This window comes from Pseudomonas sp. Irchel s3b2 (assembly GCF_900187445.1).
GTDB lineage: Bacteria > Pseudomonadota > Gammaproteobacteria > Pseudomonadales > Pseudomonadaceae > Aquipseudomonas.
Genome location: NZ_FYEB01000009.1, coordinates 132,606 through 155,949, shown reverse-complemented (window position 1 = coordinate 155,949; position 23,344 = coordinate 132,606). Strand labels below are relative to the sequence as shown.

Sequence of the window (23,344 nt, the reverse complement as noted above, 5' to 3'; positions counted from 1 at the left end):
TGCGCGCTGATTTATTCGGGGTTTGTGCTGTCCCAGGACCGTACTTTCGCCAGAAAGCCGCGAATCAATGAAAAACAGTTGCCTGGCCGGATTGGCAACCTGAGGAGTAAGCACTAGAGTATGCGCGCGCAAAACGGGCTTGAGCCGTTCGCACATCGTTGTCGCGTTTATTACGAGGACACCGATGCGGGCGGCATCGTGTATTACGTCAATTACCTCAAGTTTATGGAACGGGCTCGAACCGAGCGGCTCCGGGAGCTGGGCTTTGCCCAGTCGGCGCTGGCAGGGGAGGACCTGTTGTTCGTCGTGCATTCCAGCGAAGCGCGTTACCACGCGCCGGCGCGACTGGACGACGAGCTGCTGGTAAGCGCTGAAGTCATTGAATTGAACCGGGTCAGCCTGCGCTTCAAGCAGCAGGTAAGGCGGGCTACGGATAATGTGCTGCTCTGCGAAGGGCAGTTTCTGGTGGCCTGTGTGCGCACCAACAGTTTGAAACCCCGGGCCATTCCCGAAGCTCTACGTGCGGCCTTTGCCGACGTGAGCGGCGCGGGTACACACTCAACGCAGGAGATAAAGCGTGGAAGCTAACGTCGTCGACCATTCCTCCATGTGGAGCCTGGTCAGCAATGCCAGTATTGTGGTGCAACTGGTAATGCTGACCCTGGTAGCCGCATCGGTAACCTCATGGATCATGATTTTTCAGCGCAGCAACTTGCTGCGCGCCGGTCGACGTGCCCTGGAGAGCTTTGAAGAGCGCTTCTGGTCCGGTATCGACCTGTCCAAACTCTACCGTCAGGCCGGCAGCAACCCTGATCCGGATTCCGGCGTCGAGCAGATCTTCCGTGCCGGTTTCAAGGAGTTCTCCCGTCTGCGTCAGCAGTCCGGCGTTGACCCGGAAGCGGTCATGGAAGGCGTGGCGCGCGCCATGCGCGTGGCCATCTCCCGCGAGGAAGAAAAGCTCGAGCAGAGCCTGCCGTTCCTCGCCACCGTCGGTTCTGTCAGCCCGTACATCGGTCTGTTCGGTACGGTCTGGGGCATCATGAACTCCTTCCGTGGTCTGGCAACTGCCCAGCAAGCGACCCTGGCCACTGTGGCCCCGGGTATCGCCGAAGCACTGATTGCTACTGCGATCGGTCTGTTCGCCGCCATTCCGGCCGTTATCGCGTACAACCGTTTTGCTGCCCGCAGCGAAACCCTGCTGGGCCGTTACTACACCTTCGCCGATGAATTCCAGGCGATCCTGCACCGCAAAGTGCACACCAGCGAAGAATAAGCAGGTAATTTCCAATGGCTTTAATCGCTCGAGCTCGCAAAAAGCGCAAGCCGGTTGCCGAGATGAACGTGGTGCCTTACATCGACGTGATGCTGGTACTGCTGGTCATCTTCATGGTGACCGCTCCGATGCTCAATCAGGGCGTGAAAGTTGATCTGCCCAAGGTTTCCAGCGAAGCCTTGCCGCAGGACAACAACACTCAGGTCCTGACCATTTCGATCAAGGCTGACAAGACCTACTACTGGAACCTTGGCAGCGAAGTCGACACCGATAAGCAGCAGGACAAGGCCATGACCTTGCCGCAAATGACCGACGCCGTGACCAAGATCGTTCGCGCCGGTACTGAAGGCGGCAAGCGTACCCAGGTGTTCATTCGCGGCGACAAGACCGTCGATTACGGCGCAGTCATGGGCGCGATGGGTGGGTTGCAGAAAGCCGGGGTCGGTAATGTTGGCTTGATTACCGAGGCACCCTGATGCAGCAAATGCGAGAGCCGTCCGCCTCGGAAAGCTACTTCTGGCCTAGTGTCTGGGCGATTGTCTTGCACGTGCTGGTGTTTGGCATGCTGTTCGTCAGTTTCGCCTTCACACCGGAATTGCCGCCGGCCAAGCCGATTGTCCAGGCGACCCTGTACCAGCTGAAATCGAAAAGTCGGGCGACCACCCAGACTAATCAGAAGATTGCGGGTGAGGCGCAGAAATCCGCTGCGCGCCAGACCGAAGTCGAACAGATGGAACAGAAGAAGATCGAACAGGAAGCGATCAAGGCTGCGGAACAAAAGAAGGAAGATGCGGCTCAAAAAGCCGAAGAATCCAAGAAGGCCGACGAGACGAAGAAAGCGGAAGAGGCAAAAAAGGCTGATGAAGCCAAGAAAGCCGATGAAGCGAAGAAGACCGCCGAAGCCAAGAAGGCCGAAGAGAAACAATTGGCTGATATAGCCAAGAAGAAATCTGAAGAAGAAGCCAAAAAAGCTGCTGAAGAAGAGGCCAAGAAAGCGGCCGCTGAAGAAGCTAAGAAAAAGATCGTCGAAGACGCGAAGAAGAAAGCCGCCGAAGACGCCAAGAAGAAATCTGAAGCTGAAGAGGCGAAGAAGAAAGTCGCCGAAGACGCGAAGAAGAAAGCTGCTGCCGATGCTGCGAAGAAAAAATCGCAGGAAGCGGCACGTAAATCCGCCGAAGACAAAAAGGCCCAGGCCCTGGCAGATTTGCTTTCCGACACGCCGCAGCGTCAGCAGGCCTTGGCCGATGAGCAGGGTGATGAAGTCGCCGGCAGTTTCGATGATCTGATTCGTGCTCGTGCAGCGGAAGGCTGGGCTCGTCCACCTTCGGCACGCAAAGGCATGACGGTCGTGTTGCAAATCGGCATGTTGCCCGATGGTACGGTGACTTCGGTTGGCGTGGCCAAGTCCAGCGGCGATGGTCCGTTTGACGCTTCCGCTGTAGCGGCGGTCAAGAACATTGGACGTTTGACAGAAATGCAGGGAATGAAGCCGAGTGATTTCGCTCCGTATCGTTCATTCAAGATGACATTCACACCTGAGGATCTAGCCTTGTGAGAAACCTTCTTCGAGGAATGCTAGTCGTTATCTGCTGCCTGGCAGGGATGGCGGTAGCTGATGAGAAAAACATTCTGGTCACCAGCGGCAGTGATCGGGCCACCCCGATCGCAGTAGTACCGTTTGGCTTCCAGGGCGGCAGCGTGCTGCCGGACGACATGGCTGAAATTATCGGTAACGACCTGCGCAACTCGGGTTACTACTCGCCGATTCCAAAGCAGAACATGATCAGCCAGCCAAGCCAGGCCAGCGAAATCATCTTCCGTGACTTCAAGGCGCTGGGTGCCCAGTACGTCATGGTCGGCAGCATTGTTCCGGCGGGCGGTCGTCTGCAGGTTCAATACGCATTGTTCAACGTCGCCACCGAGCAGCAAGTGCTGACCGGCAGCGTTTCGGGCAGCGTCGATCAATTGCGCGACATGGCGCACTACATCTCCGACCAGTCGTTCGAGAAACTCACCGGTATCAAAGGTGCGTTCTCGACGCGTCTGCTGTACGTGACAGCTGAGCGGTTCTCCGAGAAGAACACTCGCTACACGCTGCAACGTTCGGACTATGACGGTGCCCGCGCCGTGACCCTGCTGCAATCGCGCGAGCCAATCCTGTCGCCGCGTTTTGCACCAGACGGCAAGCGCATCGCCTATGTTTCGTTCGAACAGAAACGTCCGCGTATTTTCATGCAGAACATCGATACCGGTCGCCGTGAGCAGATCACCAACTTCGAAGGCCTGAATGGTGCGCCAGCATGGTCGCCGGATGGTCAGCGCCTGGCGTTCGTGCTGTCGAAAGACGGCAACCCGGACATTTATGTGATGAACCTGGGTTCGCGTCAGATCAGTCGCGTCACCAACGGTCAAGGCATCAACACCGAACCGTTCTGGGGTAAAGATGGTTCGACCATTTACTTCACCTCCGACCGTGGCGGCAAGCCACAGATCTACAAAACCAGCGCAAGCGGTGGTGGCGCGGAGCGTGTGACTTTCATCGGTAACTACAACGCCAACCCTAAACTGTCGGCCGATGAAAAGACCCTGGTGATGATCCATCGTCAGCAAGGTTTCACCAATTTCAAGGTGGCGGCCCAGGATTTGCAGCGCGGTAGTGTAAAGATCCTCACTGATAGCACTCTGGACGAGTCGCCTACTGTTGCGCCCAACGGCACCATGGTAATCTACGCCACCCGCCAGCAGGGCCGGGGAGTCTTGATGCTCGTGTCCATTAATGGACGCGTGAGGCTCCCGCTTCCTACCGCACAAGGCGAAGTCAGAGAACCGTCCTGGTCCCCTTACCTGAACTGACGCGGCGCTATACGTTGTACTTAACACACTGGGGTTCATTAGGAGTTTCACGATGGAAATGCTGAAGTTTGGTAAATTTGCTGCGCTGGCTCTGGCCATGGCTGTAGCTGTAGGTTGCTCGTCCAAAGGCGGTGACAACGCCGGTGAAGGCGCTGTTGATCCAAACGCTGGTTACGGCGCTAACACTGGTGCTGTTGACGGTTCCCTGAGCGAAGAAGCTGCTCTGCGCGCAATCACCACCTTCTACTTCGAATACGACAGCTCGGACCTGAAGCCAGAAGCCATGCGCGCTCTGGACGTTCACGCCAAAGACCTGAAAGCAAACGGCGCTCGCGTTGTTCTGGAAGGCAACACTGACGAACGTGGTACTCGTGAGTACAACATGGCACTGGGCGAGCGTCGTGCGAAAGCCGTTCAGCGTTACCTGGTACTGCAAGGTGTTTCCCCAGCTCAGCTGGAACTGGTTTCCTACGGCGAAGAGCGTCCAGTTGCTACCGGCAACGACGAGCAGTCCTGGGCTCAAAACCGTCGCGTCGAACTGCGTAAGTAATTCGTCATGCGAACGTGCCGTCGTGCTGTAACTGTTTTGGCTCTCAGTCTCGCACCGCTTGCGGTGTGGGCTGCGGTTCCTGTGGTCGAGGACAACTCCGGCTATAACAATAGCGGGAGCAGTTATCCGCCTGCGGGTTACGGTACGAACGGCGCCTATGCCGGGGGAGGGGTTTCGGCCCCTGTCTCGGCACAGGGTCAGCTGTTCAACCAACTGCAACAAATGCAGGATCAGATCTCGCGTCAACAGGGTGTGATCGAAGAACTGCAAAATGATGTAGCGCGCATGAAGCAAGAGAACCTGGAGCGATATCAGGATCTTGATCGGCGCATAGGAACCGGCATTGCACCAGCCGCGACTCCTGATAATTCTTCCACCGGTGGCGATCTGAACGCCCCCGGTGCAGCAGCCGGCGCAGGTGCGGGAGCGGCCGCCGCTCAAGCCCCTGCAGCGGGTGGCGAACCGGCTGATCCGGCGAAGGAAAAGCTGTATTACGATGCAGCCTTCGACCTGATCAAGGCCAAGGATTTCGACAAGGCCAGCCAGGCTTTCGCCGCATTCCTGCGCAAATACCCGAACAGCCAATACGCGGGCAACGCCCAGTACTGGTTGGGCGAAGTGAACCTGGCCAAAGGCGATCTGCAAGGTGCAGGTCAGGCATTTGCCAAGGTTTCGCAGCTGTATCCAAAGCACAACAAAGTGCCTGATTCGCTGTACAAGCTCGCTGATGTAGAGCGCCGCCTCGGTCATACCGACCGGGTCAAAGGCATTCTGCAACAGGTTGTGTCCCAATATCCGGGCACTTCCGCCGCGCAGCTGGCACAACGCGACTTGCAGCGCATGTAAGCCTGCTTGACCGTTTCGAAGAAACCCGCGCTTGTCGCGGGTTTTTTCGTTAGAATTCACCCCCTTTTTCTGAAATACGCTTTTTGGGATCTGCGCGTTGGCGGGGTTCCTTGAAGTGCCTGACGGAGGCGGACAGCCTGTTTAGCTGTTACGCCCGTGGCGACTATGCAAGACACATTGAGAATCACCGAAGTTTTCTACTCGTTGCAGGGTGAAACGCGGACTGCCGGGCTGCCCACTGTTTTTGTGCGCCTGACCGGTTGCCCATTGCGTTGCCAATACTGCGACAGCGCCTACGCCTTCACTGGCGGCACCATTCGCACGCTCGACGACATCCTTGAGCAAGTGGCCGGTTTTCGCCCACGTTATGTCTGTGTCACGGGTGGCGAACCCCTGGCGCAACCGAATGCTATTCCCTTGCTCAAGCAGTTGTGCGACGCCGGCTACGAAGTGTCGCTGGAAACCAGTGGCGCGCTAGACATCTCGGCGGTCGATCCACGGGTCAGTCGTGTCGTCGACCTGAAAACCCCGGGTTCGAAAGAAGCGCACCGCAACCGCTATGAGAACATCGAACTGCTCACGCCTAACGATCAGGTGAAGTTTGTCATCTGCTCGCGGGAAGATTACGACTGGGCCGTGTCCAAGCTGATTCAGTACGGTCTTGACCTGCGTGCCGGCGAAGTCCTGTTCTCGCCGAGCCACCATGACCTGAATGCGCGTGATCTGGCAGACTGGGTGGTGGCGGACAATCTGCCGGTGCGCCTGCAATTGCAGCTGCATAAATATCTTTGGAATGACGAGCCGGGGCGCTGAAATGACTAAGCAACTGAACACTGCGGAAAAACGTGCGGTCATCTTGCTGTCCGGCGGCCTCGACTCGGCGACCGTCGTGGCCATGGCCCGTGCTGAAGGCTACAGCTGCTACACCATGAGCTTCGATTACGGTCAGCGGTCTCACGCCGAATTGCACGCCGCCGCACGCGTCGCCCAAGACTTGGGTGTGGTCGAGCACAAGGTGATCGGCCTGAACCTGAACGGTATCGGCGGCTCGGCGTTGACCGACACTAGTATCGATGTGCCGGAAACACCAGGTGAAGGTATCCCGGTGACTTATGTGCCGGCGCGCAACACCGTGTTTCTCTCCCTGGCGCTGGGCTGGGCCGAAGTGCTGGGCGCGCGTGACATCTTTATCGGTGTAAACGCGGTGGATTACTCCGGTTATCCGGATTGCCGTCCCGAGTTCATCGAAGCCTTCGAGCGCATGGCCAATCTGGCGACCAAGGCCGGGGTAGAAGGGCAGGGCTTCCGTATCCAGGCGCCATTGCAGAACCTGAGCAAGGCACAGATCGTACAGGCCGGCGTGAAGCTTGGCGTCGATTATGGGCTGACCGTTTCCTGCTATCAGGCAGACGATAATGGCCGCGCCTGCGGTAAATGCGACAGCTGCCGCCTGCGTGCAGAAGGCTTCGCGGCGGCCGGTGTGACTGACCCAACACCTTATTTTTGATTTATTTCAAATTAGGTGTTGAATAGTCCTTAAAAATCAGTATTATACGCGCCACCACACAGCGGGTCGTTAGCTCAGTTGGTAGAGCAGTTGGCTTTTAACCAATTGGTCGTAGGTTCGAATCCCACACGACCCACCATTTTAAAAAATCTGGAAGGCCCACGTAAGTGAGGATTTCCGGGTTTTTTTTTGCCCGCGATTTGAGGTCGGCTCAGTCCGGGTGACGCAGGTCAGAATCATCTTTTGCATCCACCCGATATTCTGTAGCCTTGCGCAGCTTCAACGCTGTCCACGCCTGATGGATACTCACTCTCCCGGCGGTACCCTGAAGGGTCCGGAGCCGGGTGTATACTCGACTTTCGCGCGAAAGCGCCTGCAGGTCTTGCGAACATGACGCAGATTTCCGAACGCCTTCTGGTTCAAGCCCACCTCGACGCCAAGCAGCCCAAGCCGCTGACCGCCGATGAAGAGGCTTATTACCGCACTGCCATCGCTGCCGAGCTCAAGGCTCAGGACGCGGTGCTGGTTGCCCACTTCTATTGCGATCCGGTCATTCAGGCCCTGGCCGAAGAAACCGGTGGCTGCGTCTCCGATTCTCTGGAGATGGCCCGCTTCGGCAATGCCCATCCGGCCAAGACCGTGGTGGTCGCCGGCGTGAAGTTCATGGGCGAGACCGCCAAAATCCTCAATCCTGAAAAACGCGTGCTGATGCCGACCCTGGAAGCGACCTGCTCGCTGGACCTGGGTTGCCCGGTGGACGAGTTCTCGGCGTTCTGCGATCAGCATCCGGAACGTACGGTGGTGGTGTATGCCAACACTTCGGCGGCGGTCAAAGCCCGGGCGGACTGGGTGGTGACTTCCAGCTGTGCGCTGGAGATCGTCGAAAGCCTGATGGATAACGGCGAAACTATTATCTGGGCCCCGGACAAGCACCTGGGCACTTACATCCAGCGCAAGACCGGTGCCGACATGCTGCTGTGGGACGGTGCCTGCATCGTTCACGAAGAGTTCAAGGCCAAGCAGCTCGAAGACATGAAAGCGCTGTACCCGGAGGCGGCCATTCTGGTGCATCCGGAGTCGCCGACCGCAGTGATCGAGTTGGCCGACGCGGTGGGTTCCACCAGTCAGCTGATCGCTGCTGCGCAAAGTCTGCCGAACAAGACCCTGATCGTCGCGACCGACCGCGGCATCTTCTACAAGATGCAGCAGCTGTGCCCGGACAAGGTCTTTATCGAAGCGCCAACGGCCGGTAACGGCGCAGCGTGCCGCAGTTGCGCGCATTGCCCGTGGATGGCGATGAATACGCTTGAGCGCACGCTGAAGAGCTTGCGCGAGGGCACCAACGAGATCTTCGTTGATCCGGCGTTGATTCCGCAGGCGGTGCGGCCGTTGAAGCGGATGCTTGATTTCACTCAGGCGGCGCGGATGAAGTTGGCTGGCAACGCCTAACACTTACTGTGGCGAGAGCTGTTGTGGCGAGGGAGCTTGCTCCCGTTCGGTTGCGCAGCAGCCGCATTTGGGGGCGCTTCGCACCCCAGCGGGAGCAAGCTCCCTCGCCACAGTTACTTAGTCTTCTTCGGAATCCGCACCAACTGAGTGTTGGAATAGATGTCATGCCAGCTGCGCTTCTGCTTGTCGAACAGTGACCAGAAGAATCCCAGCCCAAGGCATAGCCAAGACGCGATCGCCACCACAAACCGCAGCAGCGCCTGCCACAGGCTGATGGATGAGCCATCGGCGTTTTGTACGCGGATGCCCCAGACCTGCATGCCCAGGGTTTGGCCCGACCAGGTCCAGAACTTGGCGAAGAAGCCGAACAGCACGAACAGCAGCACCGTCGACAGCAGAGGATCGCCGTCGAGCGCGCCGGCTTCGGTGAGGGCGCGCATTTTTTCTTCGCCGATGATCGCCATCTGGATCATCTTGTAAACGCCGCTGGTGACGATCAGCAGGGCGGTGCACAACAGGAAGTCGTAGAACATCGCTGCCAGGCGACGACCCAGGCCGACGGCGGGGAAGTCGCCCTGTGGGTTGAGCAGGTGTTTCGACATGGCAGCCTCTGAACGGAAAAAGAAGCCATTTTACGGATTTACGCGCACAAAAAAGCCCCTGATGTCAGCATCAGGGGCTTTTTCGTTACAGAAGATCAGGCTTCTGCTTGTACTTCGTCAGCCTGCATGCCTTTCTGGCCTTGCACAGCAACGAACGTCACTTTCTGGCCTTCTTTCAGGCTCTTGAAGCCGTTTCCCTGAATAGCGCGGAAATGTACGAACAGATCCGGACCGCTTTCTGGAGTGATAAAACCAAAACCTTTCTCGTCGTTAAACCACTTGACGGTACCGCTCTGACGTTGGGACATTTCTTATTTCCTTTGACGCAAAAATGAATGACAGTCTCCTTCTCGTGAAAGAGTACTGGGGCTGGTTGCAGGAGAGTAAGAAGACGTCGAACGGGATGTAGCTAACTTGTAGGCTACTGCCCAGGTCACGATTCCAAGCGACCCATGCAAACACAGTGAACAAACTCTACGCCAACTACGGCAGAAAAAACAAGCCCTGCGAAGGCCCGTGTTTCCTCGGGTTGGTGACAATCAGAGGGGCACTAGCGCAGGCTTATTCGATAGAGTTGTTCAGTTGTTTTCGAACGTTATAAGTAACGTTCATAAACGAAGCGGACGCACTGTTTTATGGCGGCTGCGTTACAGATTAGTGCACTGTTAACGCAGCTGCGTTACTTATAGAAACAGTCAATCAACCGCGATAGTAGCGTTGTGGAACAAATGGCATTTTGCTTACAAGCAAAGGCACCTTTTTCCCACGCACGATTGCCCAAACCGGCGTATCCAGAGCGATATAAGCGCTGTCGAGATAACCCATGGCCAAAGGACCGCCGAGGGTCGGGCCGAAGCCACCACTGCACACACTGCCGATGATGTCGCCGGCTTCGTTGACGATTTCCGCACCTTCACGCACTGGCGTACGTTCCTGCGGCAACAGGCCAACGCGCTTGCGGCTGACACCCGTTTGCTGCTGAGCGAACACGGTTTCAGCGCCAGGGAAGCCGCCGGCCCGCGCGCCATCGGCACGACGAGGCTTGGAGATGGCCCACAGCAGGCTCGCTTCGATTGGGGTGGTTTCGGTGTTCATGTCGTGGCCGTAAAGGCACAGGCCGGCCTCCAGGCGCAGAGAGTCGCGAGCGCCGAGGCCGATGGCCGCCACTTCCGGTTCGGCCAGCAGGGCACGAGCCAGGGCTTCGGCATTGGCGGCCGGTACGGAGATTTCGAAACCGTCTTCACCGGTGTAGCCCGAACGGCTGACAAAGCAGTCCACGCCCAACAGCTTCACGCGGGCGAACTGCATGAAGGTCATCTTCGCAACTTCCGGCGCCAGGCGTGCTAACACGGTGACGGCGGCCGGGCCTTGCAATGCCAGCAGTGCGCGTTCTTCGAACAGTGGCTCGATCGTGCACTGGTCGCCGATGTGCTTGCGCAGGTGCGCCAGGTCCTGGTCCTTGCAGGCGGCATTGACCACCAGGAACAACTCGTCATTACCGAGATTGGCGACCATCAGGTCGTCGAGGATGCCACCGGTGTCGTTGGTGAACATCGCGTAGCGCTGCATGCCTACCGGCAGGTCGATGATGTCCACCGGCACCAGGGTTTCCAGGGCTTTAGCCGCGTTGGCGCCGGTCAGGCGGATCTGGCCCATGTGCGAAACATCGAACAGCCCGGCCTGATCACGGGTGTGCTGGTGTTCTTTCATCACGCCCAACGGGTATTGCACCGGCATGTCATAGCCGGCAAACGGCACCATGCGGGCGCCGAGCTCGAGGTGCAGTGCGTGCAACGGGGTTTTCAACAATTGTTCGGTGGACATATCCAGCTCCTGAAAATAGTGCAGATGCGCGCATCAGCACTCGATAATGTTGACCGCCAAACCGCCACGGGCGGTTTCCTTGTATTTGCTTTTCATATCGGCGCCGGTCTGGCGCATGGTGCGGATGACTTTGTCGAGGGAGACGAAGTGCTGACCGTCGCCGCGCAGGGCCATGCGCACCGCATTGATGGCCTTGACCGAGCCCATGGCGTTACGCTCGATGCAAGGCACTTGCACCAGCCCGCCAATCGGATCGCAGGTCAGGCCGAGGTTGTGTTCCATGCCGATTTCAGCGGCGTTTTCCACCTGCTGCACCGTGCCGCCCAGCACTTCACACAAGGCGCCCGCGGCCATTGAGCAGGCGACGCCAACCTCACCCTGACAGCCGACTTCGGCGCCGGAGATCGAGGCGTTTTCCTTGTACAGAATGCCGATCGCGGCGGCCGTCAGTAGAAAGCGCACGACGCCGTCTTCGTTGGCGCCAGGGATGAAGCGCATGTAGTAATGCAGCACCGCCGGGATGATTCCGGCTGCACCATTGGTGGGCGCCGTAACTACGCGTCCGCCGTTGGCGTTTTCTTCGTTGACCGCCAAGGCGTACAGGTTGACCCAGTCCAGCACCGACAACGGATCGCGCAGCGACGATTCCGGGTTGTTGCACAGTTGCCGATGCAGCGCCGCGGCCCGACGTTTGACCTTCAGTCCACCGGGCAGGATGCCTTCGTTGCGGCAACCGGCGGCGACGCAGTCTTGCATCACTTGCCAGATCTTCAGCAAACCGGCACGGGTTTCCGCTTCGGGGCGCCAGGCACTTTCGTTGGTCAACATCACTTGGCTGATGGATAAACCATAGGTGCTGCAATGACCGAGCAGGTCCTTGGCGCTTTTGAAAGGGAAGGTCAGAGGTGTGGCATCTTCGACGATGCGGTCAGCGCCAGCGGCATCTTCATCGACCACGAAGCCACCGCCGACCGAGTAGTACTCGCGGCTGCGGATTTGCAGGCCAGCGGCGTCGAAAGCGCGAAAAATCATGCCATTGGGGTGATAGGCCAACGGTTTGCGAATCATCGCCAGGTGTTCTTTCTCGTTGAACGCAATGCTGTGTTCGCCAAGCAGGTTCAAGCGACCGCTGCCGCGAATCTCTTGCAAACGGGTGGCGATGGTTTCGGTATCCACGGTGTCCGGGTGTTCGCCTTCCAGGCCCAGCAATACAGCCTTGTCGCTGCCGTGGCCTTTGCCGGTGGCACCGAGCGAGCCATAGAGCTCGACTTTGACGCAGGTGGTTGCGGCCAGCAGCCCTTCACGGCGCAGACCTTCGGCGAAACGCGCAGCTGCACGCATCGGGCCGACGGTGTGGGAGCTGGAGGGACCGATGCCAATCTTGAACAGGTCGAACACGCTTAACGACATGGTTGTTCTCCGGTTTCTTGTTATGAGAAGCACCGCGAATCCGTAGGAGCGAGGCTTGCCCGCGAAGGCGTTGTGTCAGCCAACATCAATGTTGAATATGAAATCGCCTTCGCGGGCAAGCCTCGCTCCTACAGGGGAATGTGGTGTTCTTGAAAATGGGGGCGAGCGAACCCGCCCCCTATAGATCAAGCGTAGCTTTCGATCGACGGGCAGGCGCAGACCAGGTTGCGATCGCCGAAGACGTTGTCGACGCGACCGACCGGTGGCCAGTACTTGCCTTCGATCAGCGACGCTACCGGGTAAACCGCTTGCTCGCGGCTATACGGATGCGTCCACTCGCCAACGATTTCCGCGGCGGTGTGCGGTGCGTTTTTCAGCGGGTTGTCGTCCTTGTCCAGCGTGCCGTTTTCCACTGCGCGGATTTCTTCGCGGATGCGGATCATGGCGTCGCAGAAGCGGTCCAGTTCTTCTTTGGATTCGCTTTCGGTCGGCTCGATCATCAACGTGCCGGCCACCGGGAACGACATGGTCGGGGCGTGGAAGCCGAAGTCGATCAGGCGCTTGGCGACGTCATCGACACTGATGCCGCTGCTGTCTTTCAACGGACGCAGATCGAGGATGCATTCGTGCGCCACCAGACCATTGCTGCCGGTGTACAACACTGGGTAATGCTCTTCGAGGCGACGGGAAATGTAGTTGGCATTCAGGATCGCCAATTGCGAAGCACGCTTGAGACCTGCGCCACCCATCATTCGAATGTACATCCAGGTGATCGGCAGAATGCTCGCGCTGCCGAACGGTGCCGCGCAGACCGCGCCTTCCTTGCGTTCCATCTGCGCGTGGCCCGGCAGGAACGGCGTCAGGTGCGACTTGACGCCAATCGGGCCGACGCCCGGGCCGCCACCGCCGTGGGGAATGCAGAAGGTTTTGTGCAGATTCAGGTGGGACACGTCGCCGCCGAACTTGCCCGGGGCGCAGAGGCCGACCATGGCGTTCATGTTGGCGCCGTCGATGTACACCTGACCGCCGTTGTCGTGAATGATGCCGCAGATTTCGCGGATGCCTTCTTCAAACACGCCGTGGGTCGACGGGTAGGTGATCATCAGCGCAGCGAGGTGTTCGCGGTGCTCGATGGCCTTGGCGCGCAGGTCTTCAATGTCGACGTTGCCGCGGGCATCGCAGGCGGTCACGACTACACGCATGCCAGCCATGTTGGCGGTGGCTGGGTTAGTGCCGTGGGCGGACGACGGGATCAGGCAGATGTCGCGACGGTCTTCACCACGGCTCTGGTGGTAGGCACGGATCGCCAGCAGGCCAGCGTATTCACCTTGCGAACCGGCGTTCGGCTGCAGGGAGATCGAGTCGTAACCGGTGGCGGCGCAGAGCATCGCTTCCAGTTCATCGGTCAGCTGCTGATAACCGGCGCTTTGCTCGGCCGGGGCGAACGGGTGCAGGGCACCGAACTCGGCCCAGGTCACCGGGATCATTTCGCTGGCGGCGTTGAGTTTCATGGTGCACGAACCCAGCGGGATCATGGTGCGATCCAGGGCCAGGTCCTTGTCGGCGAGCTTGCGCAGGTAGCGCATCAGCTCGGTTTCCGAGTGATAACGGTTGAACACCGGGTGGCTGAGGATCGGCGATTGGCGAACCAGCGCGGCCGGGATCGTGCTTTCAACGCTTGCGGCCAATGCGGCGAAGTCTGGCAGGGTTTGGCCGTCGGCCAGCAAGGCCCACAGGGTTTCCACATCCGCTTGCGAAGTGGTTTCGTCGAGGGACAGGCCCAGGCGTTCAGCATCGACCACGCGCAGGTTGATCTGCTGGGCACGCGCCTGGTCGTGCAGCTTGGCGGTATTAACGCCGGTTTTAATTGTCAGCGTGTCGAAGAAGCTGGTTTGCTCGACGGTCAGGCCCACTGCGCTCAAGCCTTGGGCGAGGATCGCGGTCAGGTGATGAATGCGCTGGGCGATCTGCGTCAGGCCTTTCGGGCCATGGTACACGGCGTACATGCTGGCAATGTTGGCCAGCAGAACCTGGGCGGTGCAGATGTTGCTGGTGGCTTTCTCGCGGCGGATATGTTGCTCGCGGGTCTGCATGGCCAGGCGCAGGGCCGGCTTGCCGAAACGGTCCACGGACACACCGACCAGACGGCCCGGCATGTCACGCTTGAACGCGTCTTTGGTGGAGAAGTAGGCCGCGTGCGGACCACCGAAACCCAGCGGCACGCCGAAGCGTTGCGCGCTGCCGATGGCTACGTCGGCGCCGAATTCGCCTGGCGGCGTCAGCACGGTCAGGGCCAGCAGATCAGCCGCGACGGCGACCAGTGCATTAGCCGCGTGGAAGCGCTCGGTCAGTTCGCGGTAGTCGAACACGTCACCGTTGCTGGCCGGGTATTGCAGCAGAGCGCCGAAGAATGGCGTCACGTCAGTCAGTTCGCGCTCGTCGCCGACCACCACGTCGATGCCCAACGGCTCGGCACGAGTGCGTAGGACGTCGAGGGTTTGCGGATGACAATGAACCGACGCGAAGAAGGCGTGGCTGCCTTTGTTCTTGCTCAGGCGTTTGCAGAAAGTCATGGCTTCGGCAGCGGCGGTGGCTTCGTCGAGCAGCGAGGCATTGGCGATCGGCAGGCCGGTCAGGTCGCTGATCAGGGTCTGGAAGTTCAGCAGCGCTTCGAGACGCCCTTGGGAAATTTCTGGTTGGTACGGGGTGTAAGCGGTGTACCAGGCCGGGTTTTCCAGCAGGTTGCGCAGGATCGGCGACGGCGTGTGAGTGCCGTAGTAGCCCTGACCGATGTAGGTCTTGAACAGCTGGTTTTTGCCGGCGATGGATTTGATCAGCGCCAGGGCATCGGCTTCACTCAGGCCGTCTTCCAGGCCGAGGACGCTGGTGCCTTTGATGCTGTCGGGAATGACGCTGGCGCTCAGAGCTTCCAGGGAGTCAAAACCCAGGCTGTTGAGCATGGCTTGCTCGTCGCCGGAACGCGGGCCGATGTGGCGCGCGATGAATTCGTTGGCAGTGCTTAGGTTTACTTGAGTCATGTAGGGCGCTCCTCAGGCTTCGGCGTTGGCTTTGATCAGACGGTCGTAAGCGTCTTGATCCAGCAGTTGGCCGACAGCCGAGGCGTCGGTTGGCTGGAAGCGGAAGAACCAGCCTTCGCCCAGCGGATCTTCGTTGACCAGTTCAGGGCTGCTGTCCAGCGCCGGGTTCACTTCCAGCACTTCGCCGTCGAGTGGCATGTACACGCCGCTGGCGGCCTTTACCGATTCCACGGTGGCGGCTTCAGCGCCTTTGTCGTAGGACTGCAGCTCAGGCAGTTGTACGAAAACCACGTCGCCCAATGCGTTCTGCGCGAAAGCGGTGATGCCGACTGTGACGGTGCCGTCAGCTTCGGTGCGCAGCCATTCGTGATCTTCAGTAAAACGCAACTCGCTCATGGAAACTCCTAAGGGGCCAGACTCGTCTGGTGGACGCGATTGAATGCTTGGGCAAAAAGCCCTGCTTAATGGGTGGTTACTAAGCAAAAACGCGGCCAATGTTGTTTAATCGTTATAAATCAATAACTTATATGTTTGTTCAAAGTGTAAGAATTTGCTGGCTGTAGCGAAATCGCTACAGCACAAGGTGGGGAAAAAAGCCTAAGGGGATCAAAACCTTGCACAGCGGTGATCAGGAGAGGGTGTAGCGATATCGTTCCGCTGTAGCGCTTTCAGTACAGATAGGGGTCGCTTTTGAGTTGAGCAAATGATCGTTCCCACGCTCCGCGTGGGAATGCCTCTAGGGACGCTCCGCGTCCAGTGACGCGGGCTGCATTCCCACGCAGAGCGTGGGAACGATCAATACAGCTAGTCCGGTACCGAAGCCTTACGGCTTATTGGGAATCCCGTACTTACGCAACCGATGGGCAATCGCGGTGTGGGAGGTTTGCAGGCGGCTGGCCAGTTGGCGGGTCGAGGGGTAGCTGACGTAGAGTTTTTCCAGCAAGGTTTTCTCGAACTCTTCCATGGCCTGTTCAAGGCTGTCGACCTCGCTGTCGCTCTGACGCGCCACGGAAGTGCCAGCGATGTCGAGGTCACCGATGTCCACCAGGCTGCTTTCGCAAATTGCAGCGGCGCGGAAGATCACGTTCTGCAGTTGCCGCACATTGCCCGGCCAGCGATTGCCTAGCAGCGCCGGATAAGTGCCTGGCGCCAGGCGACAGACCGGGCGCTGGATCTGTGCGCAGGCTTGCTGCATGAAGTAGCGCGCCAGCAGCAGAATGTCCTGGCCACGGTCGCGCAGGGGCGGGACTTCGACATTCAGGACGTTGAGGCGATAGAACAGGTCTTCGCGAAAAGCGCCTTCGCTGACCATTTTTTCCAGATCGCGGTGGGTGGCGCTGAGGATCCGCACATTGACCTTCACTTCGCGATCGCCACCAACCCGACGGAAGCTGCCGTCGTTGAGAAAACGCAGCAATTTCGCCTGCAAGTACGGCGACATTTCACCGATCTCGTCGAGAAATACCGTGCCCTGGTTGGCCAGTTCCATCAGCCCCGGTTTACCGCCCCGTTGTGCGCCGGTAAAGGCACCGGGGGCGTAGCCGAACAGTTCGCTTTCGGCGAGGTTTTCCGGCAATGCCGCGCAGTTCAAGGCCAGGAACGGCGAACTATGGCGGGCGCTGATGGCGTGGCAGGCGCGGGCCACCAGTTCTTTACCGGTGCCGGTTTCGCCCTGAATCAGCAATGGTGCATCGAGGGCGGCGACTCGCTGGGCGCGAGCCTTGAGCGTACGAATCGCCGGGGATTCACCGAGCAGCGCATCGAAGCCTTCGGCGTGGTCGTGGTGCAGCGCCGAGAGACGTTCGCCGATGCGGTTCGGTTGATACAGGGTCAGAAGGGCGCCGGCGTCGGTGATAGGCGTGGCGTCCAGCAGCAGGGTCTGACCGTTGACGGTGATCTCCCTCAGCGGCAGGCGGAAGCCGTTTTCCAGCAAGGCGTCGAGCAGTGCCGGGTCGGCAAACAGCTCGCTGATGCTTTCATCCGCCGGTTCGCGGCCGTACAGGGCAATCAGCGCCGGGTTGGCCAGCAGCACCTTGCCAGCACTGTCGAGGGCCAACACCGGGTCGGTCATGGCCGCGAGCAACGCATCGAGCTGCAAGTGACGGCGCTGGCCGGGAAGGATGTCGACCACCGTCACCGCTTGCACGCCGCGCACGCTGAACAGCGCGTCGCGCAGTTCTTCGAGCACTGCCGGACTCAAGGTCGGGGCGTCGATGTAGACGTTGGGCGGCACCATTTCCACCGCATCCAGATTGAGATTGCGCCCACCGAGCAGGGCCAGGACTTCCTGGGTGATGCCGACGCGGTCGATGAAACTGACGTGGATACGCATGGGGCGGTTGGGTTCTGAAGTGCGGAGGGTGGCAAGTATGCCTTGGGGCGGGTGTTAGGTGAAATGCGCGTTCTATTTGTAGGAGCGAGACTTGCCCGCGAAGAGGCCATCGAGACCGCTAAAAGCTTCGCGGGCAAGCCTCGCTCCTACAGGTCGTGTGTCGCAGTCTTTCAGTCGGCATCCATAACGAATGAAAGCTCGTCATCGCGAGCAAGCCCGCTCCCACAAGGTCAGTGGGTTATTCGAAGTTCTCGAGGTTTACCGGGTCGCCGGATTTCATATCCAACTGCTTCCGGATGTCTTCAAACATTAAATCGTAATGCTTGTGAACCGAGCCGATCTGGCTATGTGTCTTCGGGATTCCGTACTTCTCGGCGATTTTCGTTACGTTGTTGGCGAAGTTGTAAGCCTCCTCCTTGGGCAGAAAGAAGGTCTCCGTCATGTCCTTTCCCTGCATGCTGCCGTGCATGGTGAACAGCACCCCTTTGCCTTTCTTGGGATCCTGCGTGACCTCATAGTCGAGATGCACGTTGTAGTTGACATCATCCGGGGTCAGCGCGTGGCGCTCGATGTGCAGATGACCGGGCTCAAACGTTGCCATTGACGTCTCTCCTTACAAGTAAGTTATGCCAGGTGTCGCCGTACTGATGCGGGTGCCGGCCTTGCCCTGGACGATCGCTTCGATGTCCGAGAGTGAGCCGATCACCGCGGTTTTTCCAGTATGGCGCGCGAACTCGCAGGCTGCCTGGACCTTTGGTCCCATGGAGCCGGCCGCGAAGCCGAGTTTTTCCATGTCGTCCGGGTGGGCCTGGGCGATGGCTTTCTGGGTGGGTTTGCCGAAATCGATGAACGCCGCGTTGACGTCGGTGGCGATCACCAATAGATCGCTTTCAAGCTGTTCGGCCAGCAGCGCCGAGCACAGGTCTTTGTCGATCACTGCTTCCACGCCCTGCAGCTTGCCGCTGGCGCCGTACATCGTCGGGATGCCGCCACCGCCCGCGCAAATCACGATGCTGCCTTTTTCCAGCAGCCATTTTATCGGACGGATTTCGAAGATGCGTTTAGGTTTCGGGCTGGCCACCACACGGCGGAATTTGTCGCCGTCCGGAGCAATCGCCCAGCCTTTTTCGGCAGCGAGTTTTTCCGCTTCGGCTTTGGTGTAGACCGGGCCGATGGGTTTGCTCGGGTGTTGGAACGCCGGGTCGTTGGGGTCGACTTCAACTTGGGTCAGCAGGGTGGCAAACGGGACTTCGAAGTCCAGCAGGTTGCCCAGTTCCTGTTCGATGATGTAGCCGATCATGCCTTCTGTTTCGGCACCGAGCACGTCCAGCGGGTAAGCGGAAACCTGGGTGTAGGCCGCCGCTTGCAGCGACAGCAGGCCGACCTGCGGACCATTACCGTGAGCGATCACCAGTTGATTGCCGGGATGGACCTTGGCGATCTGTTCGGTGGCGACGCGGATGTTGGCGCGTTGATTGTCCGCGGTCATGGGTTCACCCCGGCGGAGCAGGGCGTTACCGCCCAAAGCAACGACGATACGCATAATGCAGTCCTTTCAAAGTTCGATGATCCCCTGTAGGAGCGAGGCTTGCCCGCGAAGCTTTTAGCGGTCTTGAAGGCCCCTTCGCGGGCAAGCCTCGCTCCTACAGGTTCAGTGGCTGGTCATGAACAAGTGTTCAGATATCCGCCAGCGCCGACACCAGAATCGCCTTGATGGTGTGCATGCGGTTTTCCGCCTGCTCGAAGGCGATGTTGGCCGGCGACTCGAAGACTTCTTCTGTCACTTCGACGCCGTTGGCCAGGTGCGGATAGCGCGCGGCGATGTCTTTGCCGACCTTGGTTTCGCTGTTGTGGAACGCCGGCAGGCAGTGCATGAATTTCACGCGCGGGTTGCCCGAGGCCTTCATCATGTCGGCGTTGACCTGGTACGGCAGCAGTTGCTCGATGCGCTCGTCCCACGCCTCAACCGGCTCACCCATCGAGACCCAGATGTCGGTGTGGATGAAGTCCACGCCCTTGACCGCTTCTTTCGGGTCTTCGGTGATGGTGATGCGCGCACCGCTTTCCTCGGCGAAGGCTTTGCACTGATCAATGAAGTCCTGATGTGGCCACAGCGCTTTCGGTGCGGCGATACGCACGTCCATGCCGAGTTTGGCGCCGATCATCAGCAGCGAATTGCCCATGTTGTAGCGGGCATCGCCGAGGTAGGCGTAGCTGATGTCGTGCAGCGGCTTGTCGCTGTGTTCACGCATGGTCAGGGTGTCGGCGATCATTTGCGTCGGGTGGAATTCAGCGGTCAGACCGTTGAACACCGGCACGCCAGCGAACTTCGCCAGCTCTTCGACGATTTCCTGTTCGAAGCCGCGATACTCGATGGCGTCGAACATCCGCCCCAGTACGCGAGCGGTGTCTTTCATGCTTTCCTTGTGGCCGATCTGCGACGACACCGGGTCGATGTAGGTGACGTGAGCGCCCTGGTCATGGGCAGCGACTTCGAAGGCGCAACGGGTGCGGGTCGAGGTTTTTTCGAAGATCAGCGCGATGTTTTTGCCTTGCAGGTGTGGACGTTCGGTGCCGGTGTATTTGGCGCGTTTGAGGTCACGGGACAGGTCCAGCAGGTAATTCAGCTCGCGAGTGGTGTGGTGCATCAAACTCAGCAGGCTGCGGTTGCGCATGTTGAAAGCCATTTTTTGGATCTCCTTTGGTATCGGTTATCCCCCGGGCCGCGCTGGATAAGCGGCGGCCAGGGTTTGAAAGTTAATAGTCGATAGGGTCACGAATAATCGGGCAGGTCATGCAGTGGCCGCCGCCACGCCCGCGACCGAGTTCACCGGCGCTGATGGTGATGACCTCGATGCCGGCCTTGCGCAGCAGGGTGTTGGTGTAGGTGTTGCGGTCGTAACCGATGACCACGCCGGGCTCCACGGCCACCACGTTGTTGCCGTCGTCCCATTGCTCGCGTTCGGCGGCGAAGCTGTTGCCGCCAGTTTCGACGACGCGCAGCGCTTTGAGGTTGAGGGCCTTGGCCACGGTGTCGAGGAAGCTGGTTTCTTCGCGGCGAACGTCGACGCCGCCCGGTTTGCTTTCATCGGGGCGCACGCTGAAGGCGACAATCTGGTTCACCACTTCCGGGAAAATGGTCACAAGATCCCGGTCGCAGAAGCTGAACACGGTGTCCAGGTGCATCGCTGCGCGGGACTTCGGCAGGCCGGCGACAATCACCCGCTCGACCGCTTTGTTCTTGAACAGGTTGACCGCCAATTGGCCGATGGCCTGGCGGGACGAGCGCTCGCCCATGCCGATCAACACCACGCCATTACCAATCGGCATCACGTCGCCGCCCTCCAGGGTGGCGCTGCCATGGTCCTGATCCGGATCGCCGTACCAGATCTGGAAGTCGGCGTTGGTGAATTGCGGATGGAACTTGTAGATGGCGGTGGCCAGCAGTGTTTCCTGACGACGCGCCGGCCAGTACATCGGGTTGAGCGTCACGCCGCCATAGATCCAGCAGGTGGTGTCGCGGGTGAACTGAGTATTGGGCAGCGGCGGCAGAATGAAGCTGGAGTGACCGAGAAATTCGCGGAACATCTGAATGGTCTTGCCGCCGAAGCTGTCCGGCAGGTCATCGGCGGAGACGCCGCCAATCAGGAATTCGGCAATCTTTCTCGGCTCCAGGCTACGCAGCCAGGAAGCGGTTTCGTTGACCAGCCCAAGGCCGACCGAGTTGGCGGTGATTTTGCGTTGCAGAATCCAGTCCAGTGCTTCTGGAATGGCGACGATGTCGGTCAGCAGGTTGTGCATTTCCAGCACGTCGATGTTGCGTTCGCGCATTTTGGTGACGAAGTCGAAATGGTCACGCTTGGCTTGGGCAACCCACAGCACATCGTCGAAAAGCAGTTCATCGCAGTTGTTCGGGGTCAGCCGCTGGTGGGCCAGGCCGGGGGAGCAAACCATGACTTTGCGCAGTTTGCCGGCTTCGGAATGGACGCCGTACTTAACTTTTTCGGTGGTCATTACAGTGATCCTCCAGATGACAAGGGGTTCAGGTGTTACAGAGTCAGGAAGCCGTCATACAGCCCGTAAGCTGCCACCAGGGCGCCCACGACGACTGCTGCGAAAATCAGCTTCTCGACGTTGGTGAAAACCGGTTTGTTGACTTCAAGCTTGGCTTTGGCGAACAGGATCACGCCGGGCGCATAGAGCAGGGCGGAGAGCAGCAGGTATTTGACGCCGCCGGCATAGATCAGCCAGACCGCGTAGATCAACGCGACGGCGCCGATGAACAGGTCTTTCCTGCGCTCGGCCAAAGCGTTTTCATAACTCTCGCCGCGCACCGCCAGCAGCAGTGCGTAAGCCGCCGACCACAGGTACGGCACCAGAATCATTGAGGTGGCGAGGTAGATCAGCGACAGGTAAGTGCTGGCCGAGAACAGCGTGACGATCAGGAACAACTGGACCATGGCGTTGGTCAGCCACAAGGCGTTGGCCGGTACATGGTTGGCGTTTTCCTTGCGCAAAAACGCCGGCATGGTGTGGTCCTTGGCGGCAGCGAACATGATCTCCGCGCACAGCAACACCCACGACAGCAGCGCACCGAGCAACGAGATGATCAGGCCGACGCTGATCAGCACCGCGCCCCAATGACCGACTACATGTTCCAGCACTGCGGCCATGGACGGGTTCTGCAGTTTTGCCAATTCCGGTTGGGTCATGATGCCCAGCGACAGCACGTTCACCAGCACCAGGAACAGCAGCACGGTGATGAAACCAATCACCGTGGCTTTACCCACATCGCTGCGTTTTTCTGCACGGGCCGAGAAGATGCTCGCGCCTTCGATGCCGATGAACACCCAGACGGTGACCAGCATCATCTTGCGCACCTGGTTCATCACGCTGCCCAGGTCAGGGTTTTTCACGCCCCAGATGTCGGCGGTGAAGATGTCCAGTTTGAACGCGAAAATCGCGATCAGGACAAACAGCAGCAACGGTACGATTTTGGCGACGGTGGTCACCAGGTTGATGAACGCCGCTTCCTTGATCCCCCGCAGCACGAGGAAATGTACGCCCCAGAGCAGCACCGACGCACCGATCACGGCAGCGACAGTATTCCCCTCCCCAAAGATGGGGAAGAAGTAGCCGAGGGTGCTGAACAAGAGTACGAAGTAACCAACGTTGCCCAGCCAGGCGCTGATCCAGTAACCCCAAGCGGACGAGAAACCCATGTAGTCGCCGAAACCGGCTTTGGCGTAGGCGTAGACACCGCCGTCCAGATCAGGTTTTCGATTAGCGAGGGTCTGGAAAACGAAGGCCAGGGTCAACATGCCCACTGCGGTAATTGCCCAACCGATAAGAACGGCACCGACGTCTGCACTGGCGGCCATGTTCTGGGGCAAAGAGAAGATCCCGCCACCAATCATTGAGCCGACAACCAATGCAACCAAGGCGCCGAGTTTCAGTTTTCCGGGGGATTCAGACATTGCATGACTCCAGTGCAGGAGAAGAGAAAAAACAGGTTAGTTTCGTTCGCTGTTCAATCATCTGACTTAGATCAATGCATGGGCACATTCCATTGTTAAGTAAAGACTTATGGGTCTTTTGCGGGCATAAGGCTAATGCCCGGAAAGCCCTGTGCAGAAGCTTCGGATAAAAGTTAAAGAAAT

Annotated in this window: 22 protein-coding genes and 1 tRNA gene; 11 read left to right on the top strand and 12 right to left on the bottom strand. The window is 58.9% G+C overall.

The window, feature by feature from the left end:
* Positions 1-120 precede the first annotated feature (120 nt).
* From ybgC to nadA, 11 genes are all read left to right on the top strand, one after another.
* Positions 121-588, top strand: coding sequence for a tol-pal system-associated acyl-CoA thioesterase (ybgC, locus tag CKW20_RS19350; RefSeq protein WP_095054356.1), 468 nt, complete (start codon positions 121-123; stop codon positions 586-588).
* A complete protein-coding gene (gene tolQ, locus CKW20_RS19345; protein ID WP_007977321.1) occupies positions 578-1,273 on the top strand; it encodes a protein TolQ in 696 nt (231 codons plus the stop codon). The genes ybgC and tolQ overlap by 11 nt, the downstream gene beginning before the upstream one ends.
* A gap of 23 nt (positions 1,274-1,296) precedes the next feature.
* On the top strand, positions 1,297-1,749 hold the full coding sequence (tolR, locus tag CKW20_RS19340) for a protein TolR (RefSeq protein WP_176466929.1): 453 nt from the start codon (positions 1,297-1,299) through the stop codon (positions 1,747-1,749).
* The gene (gene tolA / locus CKW20_RS19335; RefSeq protein WP_095054355.1) at positions 1,749-2,828 is read left to right on the top strand and encodes a cell envelope integrity protein TolA; all 1,080 of its coding nucleotides are present in this window, start codon (positions 1,749-1,751) and stop codon (positions 2,826-2,828) included. The genes tolR and tolA overlap by 1 nt, the downstream gene beginning before the upstream one ends.
* A gap of 47 nt (positions 2,829-2,875) precedes the next feature.
* Positions 2,876-4,126, top strand: a complete 1,251-nt coding sequence (gene tolB / locus CKW20_RS19330; protein ID WP_371857438.1) for a Tol-Pal system beta propeller repeat protein TolB — start codon at positions 2,876-2,878, stop codon at positions 4,124-4,126.
* Between the two features lie 52 nt (positions 4,127-4,178).
* Positions 4,179-4,676, top strand: coding sequence for a peptidoglycan-associated lipoprotein Pal (gene pal, locus CKW20_RS19325; protein ID WP_003178634.1), 498 nt, complete (start codon positions 4,179-4,181; stop codon positions 4,674-4,676).
* Positions 4,677-4,682: 6 nt separating this feature from the next.
* Positions 4,683-5,522, top strand: a complete 840-nt coding sequence (gene ybgF, locus CKW20_RS19320) for a tol-pal system protein YbgF (protein WP_095054353.1) — start codon at positions 4,683-4,685, stop codon at positions 5,520-5,522.
* A gap of 165 nt (positions 5,523-5,687) precedes the next feature.
* Positions 5,688-6,335 (top strand): 7-carboxy-7-deazaguanine synthase QueE, encoded by a 648-nt coding sequence (gene queE / locus CKW20_RS19315; protein WP_095054352.1) that lies wholly within the window; start codon positions 5,688-5,690, stop codon positions 6,333-6,335.
* A gap of 1 nt (position 6,336) precedes the next feature.
* Positions 6,337-7,029: a 7-cyano-7-deazaguanine synthase QueC gene (gene queC, locus CKW20_RS19310; protein ID WP_095054351.1), complete on the top strand. Its 693-nt coding sequence runs from the start codon at positions 6,337-6,339 to the stop codon at positions 7,027-7,029.
* 63 nt (positions 7,030-7,092) lie between these two features.
* A tRNA-Lys gene (locus CKW20_RS19305) sits at positions 7,093-7,168 on the top strand.
* Positions 7,169-7,419: 251 nt separating this feature from the next.
* Positions 7,420-8,478 (top strand): quinolinate synthase NadA, encoded by a 1,059-nt coding sequence (gene nadA / locus CKW20_RS19300; protein WP_095054350.1) that lies wholly within the window; start codon positions 7,420-7,422, stop codon positions 8,476-8,478.
* A gap of 113 nt (positions 8,479-8,591) precedes the next feature.
* Here the strand turns inward: nadA and CKW20_RS19290 are convergent, their stop codons facing one another.
* The 12 genes from CKW20_RS19290 to arcD form a co-directional block, all read right to left on the bottom strand.
* Positions 8,592-9,080 carry an RDD family protein gene (locus CKW20_RS19290; RefSeq protein WP_095054349.1) on the bottom strand — a complete coding sequence of 163 codons (489 nt, stop codon included), beginning with the start codon at positions 9,078-9,080 and terminating at the stop codon, positions 8,592-8,594.
* Between the two features lie 95 nt (positions 9,081-9,175).
* Positions 9,176-9,388: a cold-shock protein gene (locus CKW20_RS19285; protein WP_003175786.1), complete on the bottom strand. Its 213-nt coding sequence runs from the start codon at positions 9,386-9,388 to the stop codon at positions 9,176-9,178.
* Positions 9,389-9,779: 391 nt separating this feature from the next.
* Complete coding sequence (gene gcvT / locus CKW20_RS19280; RefSeq protein ID WP_095054348.1) at positions 9,780-10,904, bottom strand: glycine cleavage system aminomethyltransferase GcvT; 1,125 nt, start codon at positions 10,902-10,904, stop codon at positions 9,780-9,782.
* Positions 10,905-10,937: 33 nt separating this feature from the next.
* Positions 10,938-12,314, bottom strand: coding sequence for an L-serine ammonia-lyase (locus tag CKW20_RS19275; protein WP_095054347.1), 1,377 nt, complete (start codon positions 12,312-12,314; stop codon positions 10,938-10,940).
* Between the two features lie 185 nt (positions 12,315-12,499).
* Complete coding sequence (gene gcvP / locus CKW20_RS19270) at positions 12,500-15,352, bottom strand: aminomethyl-transferring glycine dehydrogenase (RefSeq protein ID WP_095054346.1); 2,853 nt, start codon at positions 15,350-15,352, stop codon at positions 12,500-12,502.
* 12 nt (positions 15,353-15,364) lie between these two features.
* On the bottom strand, positions 15,365-15,748 hold the full coding sequence (gene gcvH / locus CKW20_RS19265) for a glycine cleavage system protein GcvH (RefSeq protein ID WP_008005432.1): 384 nt from the start codon (positions 15,746-15,748) through the stop codon (positions 15,365-15,367).
* Between the two features lie 427 nt (positions 15,749-16,175).
* Positions 16,176-17,684 carry a sigma-54-dependent transcriptional regulator gene (locus CKW20_RS19260; protein WP_095054345.1) on the bottom strand — a complete coding sequence of 503 codons (1,509 nt, stop codon included), beginning with the start codon at positions 17,682-17,684 and terminating at the stop codon, positions 16,176-16,178.
* 238 nt (positions 17,685-17,922) lie between these two features.
* Positions 17,923-18,285 (bottom strand): DUF5064 family protein, encoded by a 363-nt coding sequence (locus tag CKW20_RS19255; protein WP_095054344.1) that lies wholly within the window; start codon positions 18,283-18,285, stop codon positions 17,923-17,925.
* A gap of 12 nt (positions 18,286-18,297) precedes the next feature.
* Positions 18,298-19,227, bottom strand: a complete 930-nt coding sequence (gene arcC, locus CKW20_RS19250) for a carbamate kinase (protein ID WP_095054343.1) — start codon at positions 19,225-19,227, stop codon at positions 18,298-18,300.
* A gap of 133 nt (positions 19,228-19,360) precedes the next feature.
* Positions 19,361-20,371, bottom strand: a complete 1,011-nt coding sequence (locus tag CKW20_RS19245) for an ornithine carbamoyltransferase (protein WP_008005440.1) — start codon at positions 20,369-20,371, stop codon at positions 19,361-19,363.
* A 70-nt stretch (positions 20,372-20,441) separates the two neighbouring features.
* A complete protein-coding gene (arcA, locus tag CKW20_RS19240; protein ID WP_095054342.1) occupies positions 20,442-21,698 on the bottom strand; it encodes an arginine deiminase in 1,257 nt (418 codons plus the stop codon).
* A 35-nt stretch (positions 21,699-21,733) separates the two neighbouring features.
* Positions 21,734-23,161, bottom strand: coding sequence for an arginine-ornithine antiporter (gene arcD, locus CKW20_RS19235; protein ID WP_095054341.1), 1,428 nt, complete (start codon positions 23,159-23,161; stop codon positions 21,734-21,736).
* Positions 23,162-23,344: the final 183 nt, after the last annotated feature.

Coding starts and splice junctions, on each gene's coding strand:
- tolB (WP_371857438.1), top strand. CDS start 2,876: ATGGCGGTAGCTGATGAGAAAAACATTCTGGTCACCAGCGGCAGTGAT.
- arcA (WP_095054342.1), bottom strand. CDS start 21,698: ATGACCACCGAAAAAGTTAAGTACGGCGTCCATTCCGAAGCCGGCAAA.
- CKW20_RS19285 (WP_003175786.1), bottom strand. CDS start 9,388: ATGTCCCAACGTCAGAGCGGTACCGTCAAGTGGTTTAACGACGAGAAA.
- ybgF (WP_095054353.1), top strand. CDS start 4,683: ATGCGAACGTGCCGTCGTGCTGTAACTGTTTTGGCTCTCAGTCTCGCA.
- nadA (WP_095054350.1), top strand. CDS start 7,420: ATGACGCAGATTTCCGAACGCCTTCTGGTTCAAGCCCACCTCGACGCC.
- queE (WP_095054352.1), top strand. CDS start 5,688: ATGCAAGACACATTGAGAATCACCGAAGTTTTCTACTCGTTGCAGGGT.
- CKW20_RS19245 (WP_008005440.1), bottom strand. CDS start 20,371: ATGGCTTTCAACATGCGCAACCGCAGCCTGCTGAGTTTGATGCACCAC.
- pal (WP_003178634.1), top strand. CDS start 4,179: ATGGAAATGCTGAAGTTTGGTAAATTTGCTGCGCTGGCTCTGGCCATG.
- tolA (WP_095054355.1), top strand. CDS start 1,749: ATGCAGCAAATGCGAGAGCCGTCCGCCTCGGAAAGCTACTTCTGGCCT.
- queC (WP_095054351.1), top strand. CDS start 6,337: ATGACTAAGCAACTGAACACTGCGGAAAAACGTGCGGTCATCTTGCTG.
- CKW20_RS19255 (WP_095054344.1), bottom strand. CDS start 18,285: ATGGCAACGTTTGAGCCCGGTCATCTGCACATCGAGCGCCACGCGCTG.
- CKW20_RS19275 (WP_095054347.1), bottom strand. CDS start 12,314: ATGTCGTTAAGCGTGTTCGACCTGTTCAAGATTGGCATCGGTCCCTCC.
- gcvT (WP_095054348.1), bottom strand. CDS start 10,904: ATGTCCACCGAACAATTGTTGAAAACCCCGTTGCACGCACTGCACCTC.
- gcvP (WP_095054346.1), bottom strand. CDS start 15,352: ATGACTCAAGTAAACCTAAGCACTGCCAACGAATTCATCGCGCGCCAC.
- ybgC (WP_095054356.1), top strand. CDS start 121: ATGCGCGCGCAAAACGGGCTTGAGCCGTTCGCACATCGTTGTCGCGTT.
- CKW20_RS19260 (WP_095054345.1), bottom strand. CDS start 17,684: ATGCGTATCCACGTCAGTTTCATCGACCGCGTCGGCATCACCCAGGAA.
- arcD (WP_095054341.1), bottom strand. CDS start 23,161: ATGTCTGAATCCCCCGGAAAACTGAAACTCGGCGCCTTGGTTGCATTG.
- arcC (WP_095054343.1), bottom strand. CDS start 19,227: ATGCGTATCGTCGTTGCTTTGGGCGGTAACGCCCTGCTCCGCCGGGGT.
- gcvH (WP_008005432.1), bottom strand. CDS start 15,748: ATGAGCGAGTTGCGTTTTACTGAAGATCACGAATGGCTGCGCACCGAA.
- CKW20_RS19290 (WP_095054349.1), bottom strand. CDS start 9,080: ATGTCGAAACACCTGCTCAACCCACAGGGCGACTTCCCCGCCGTCGGC.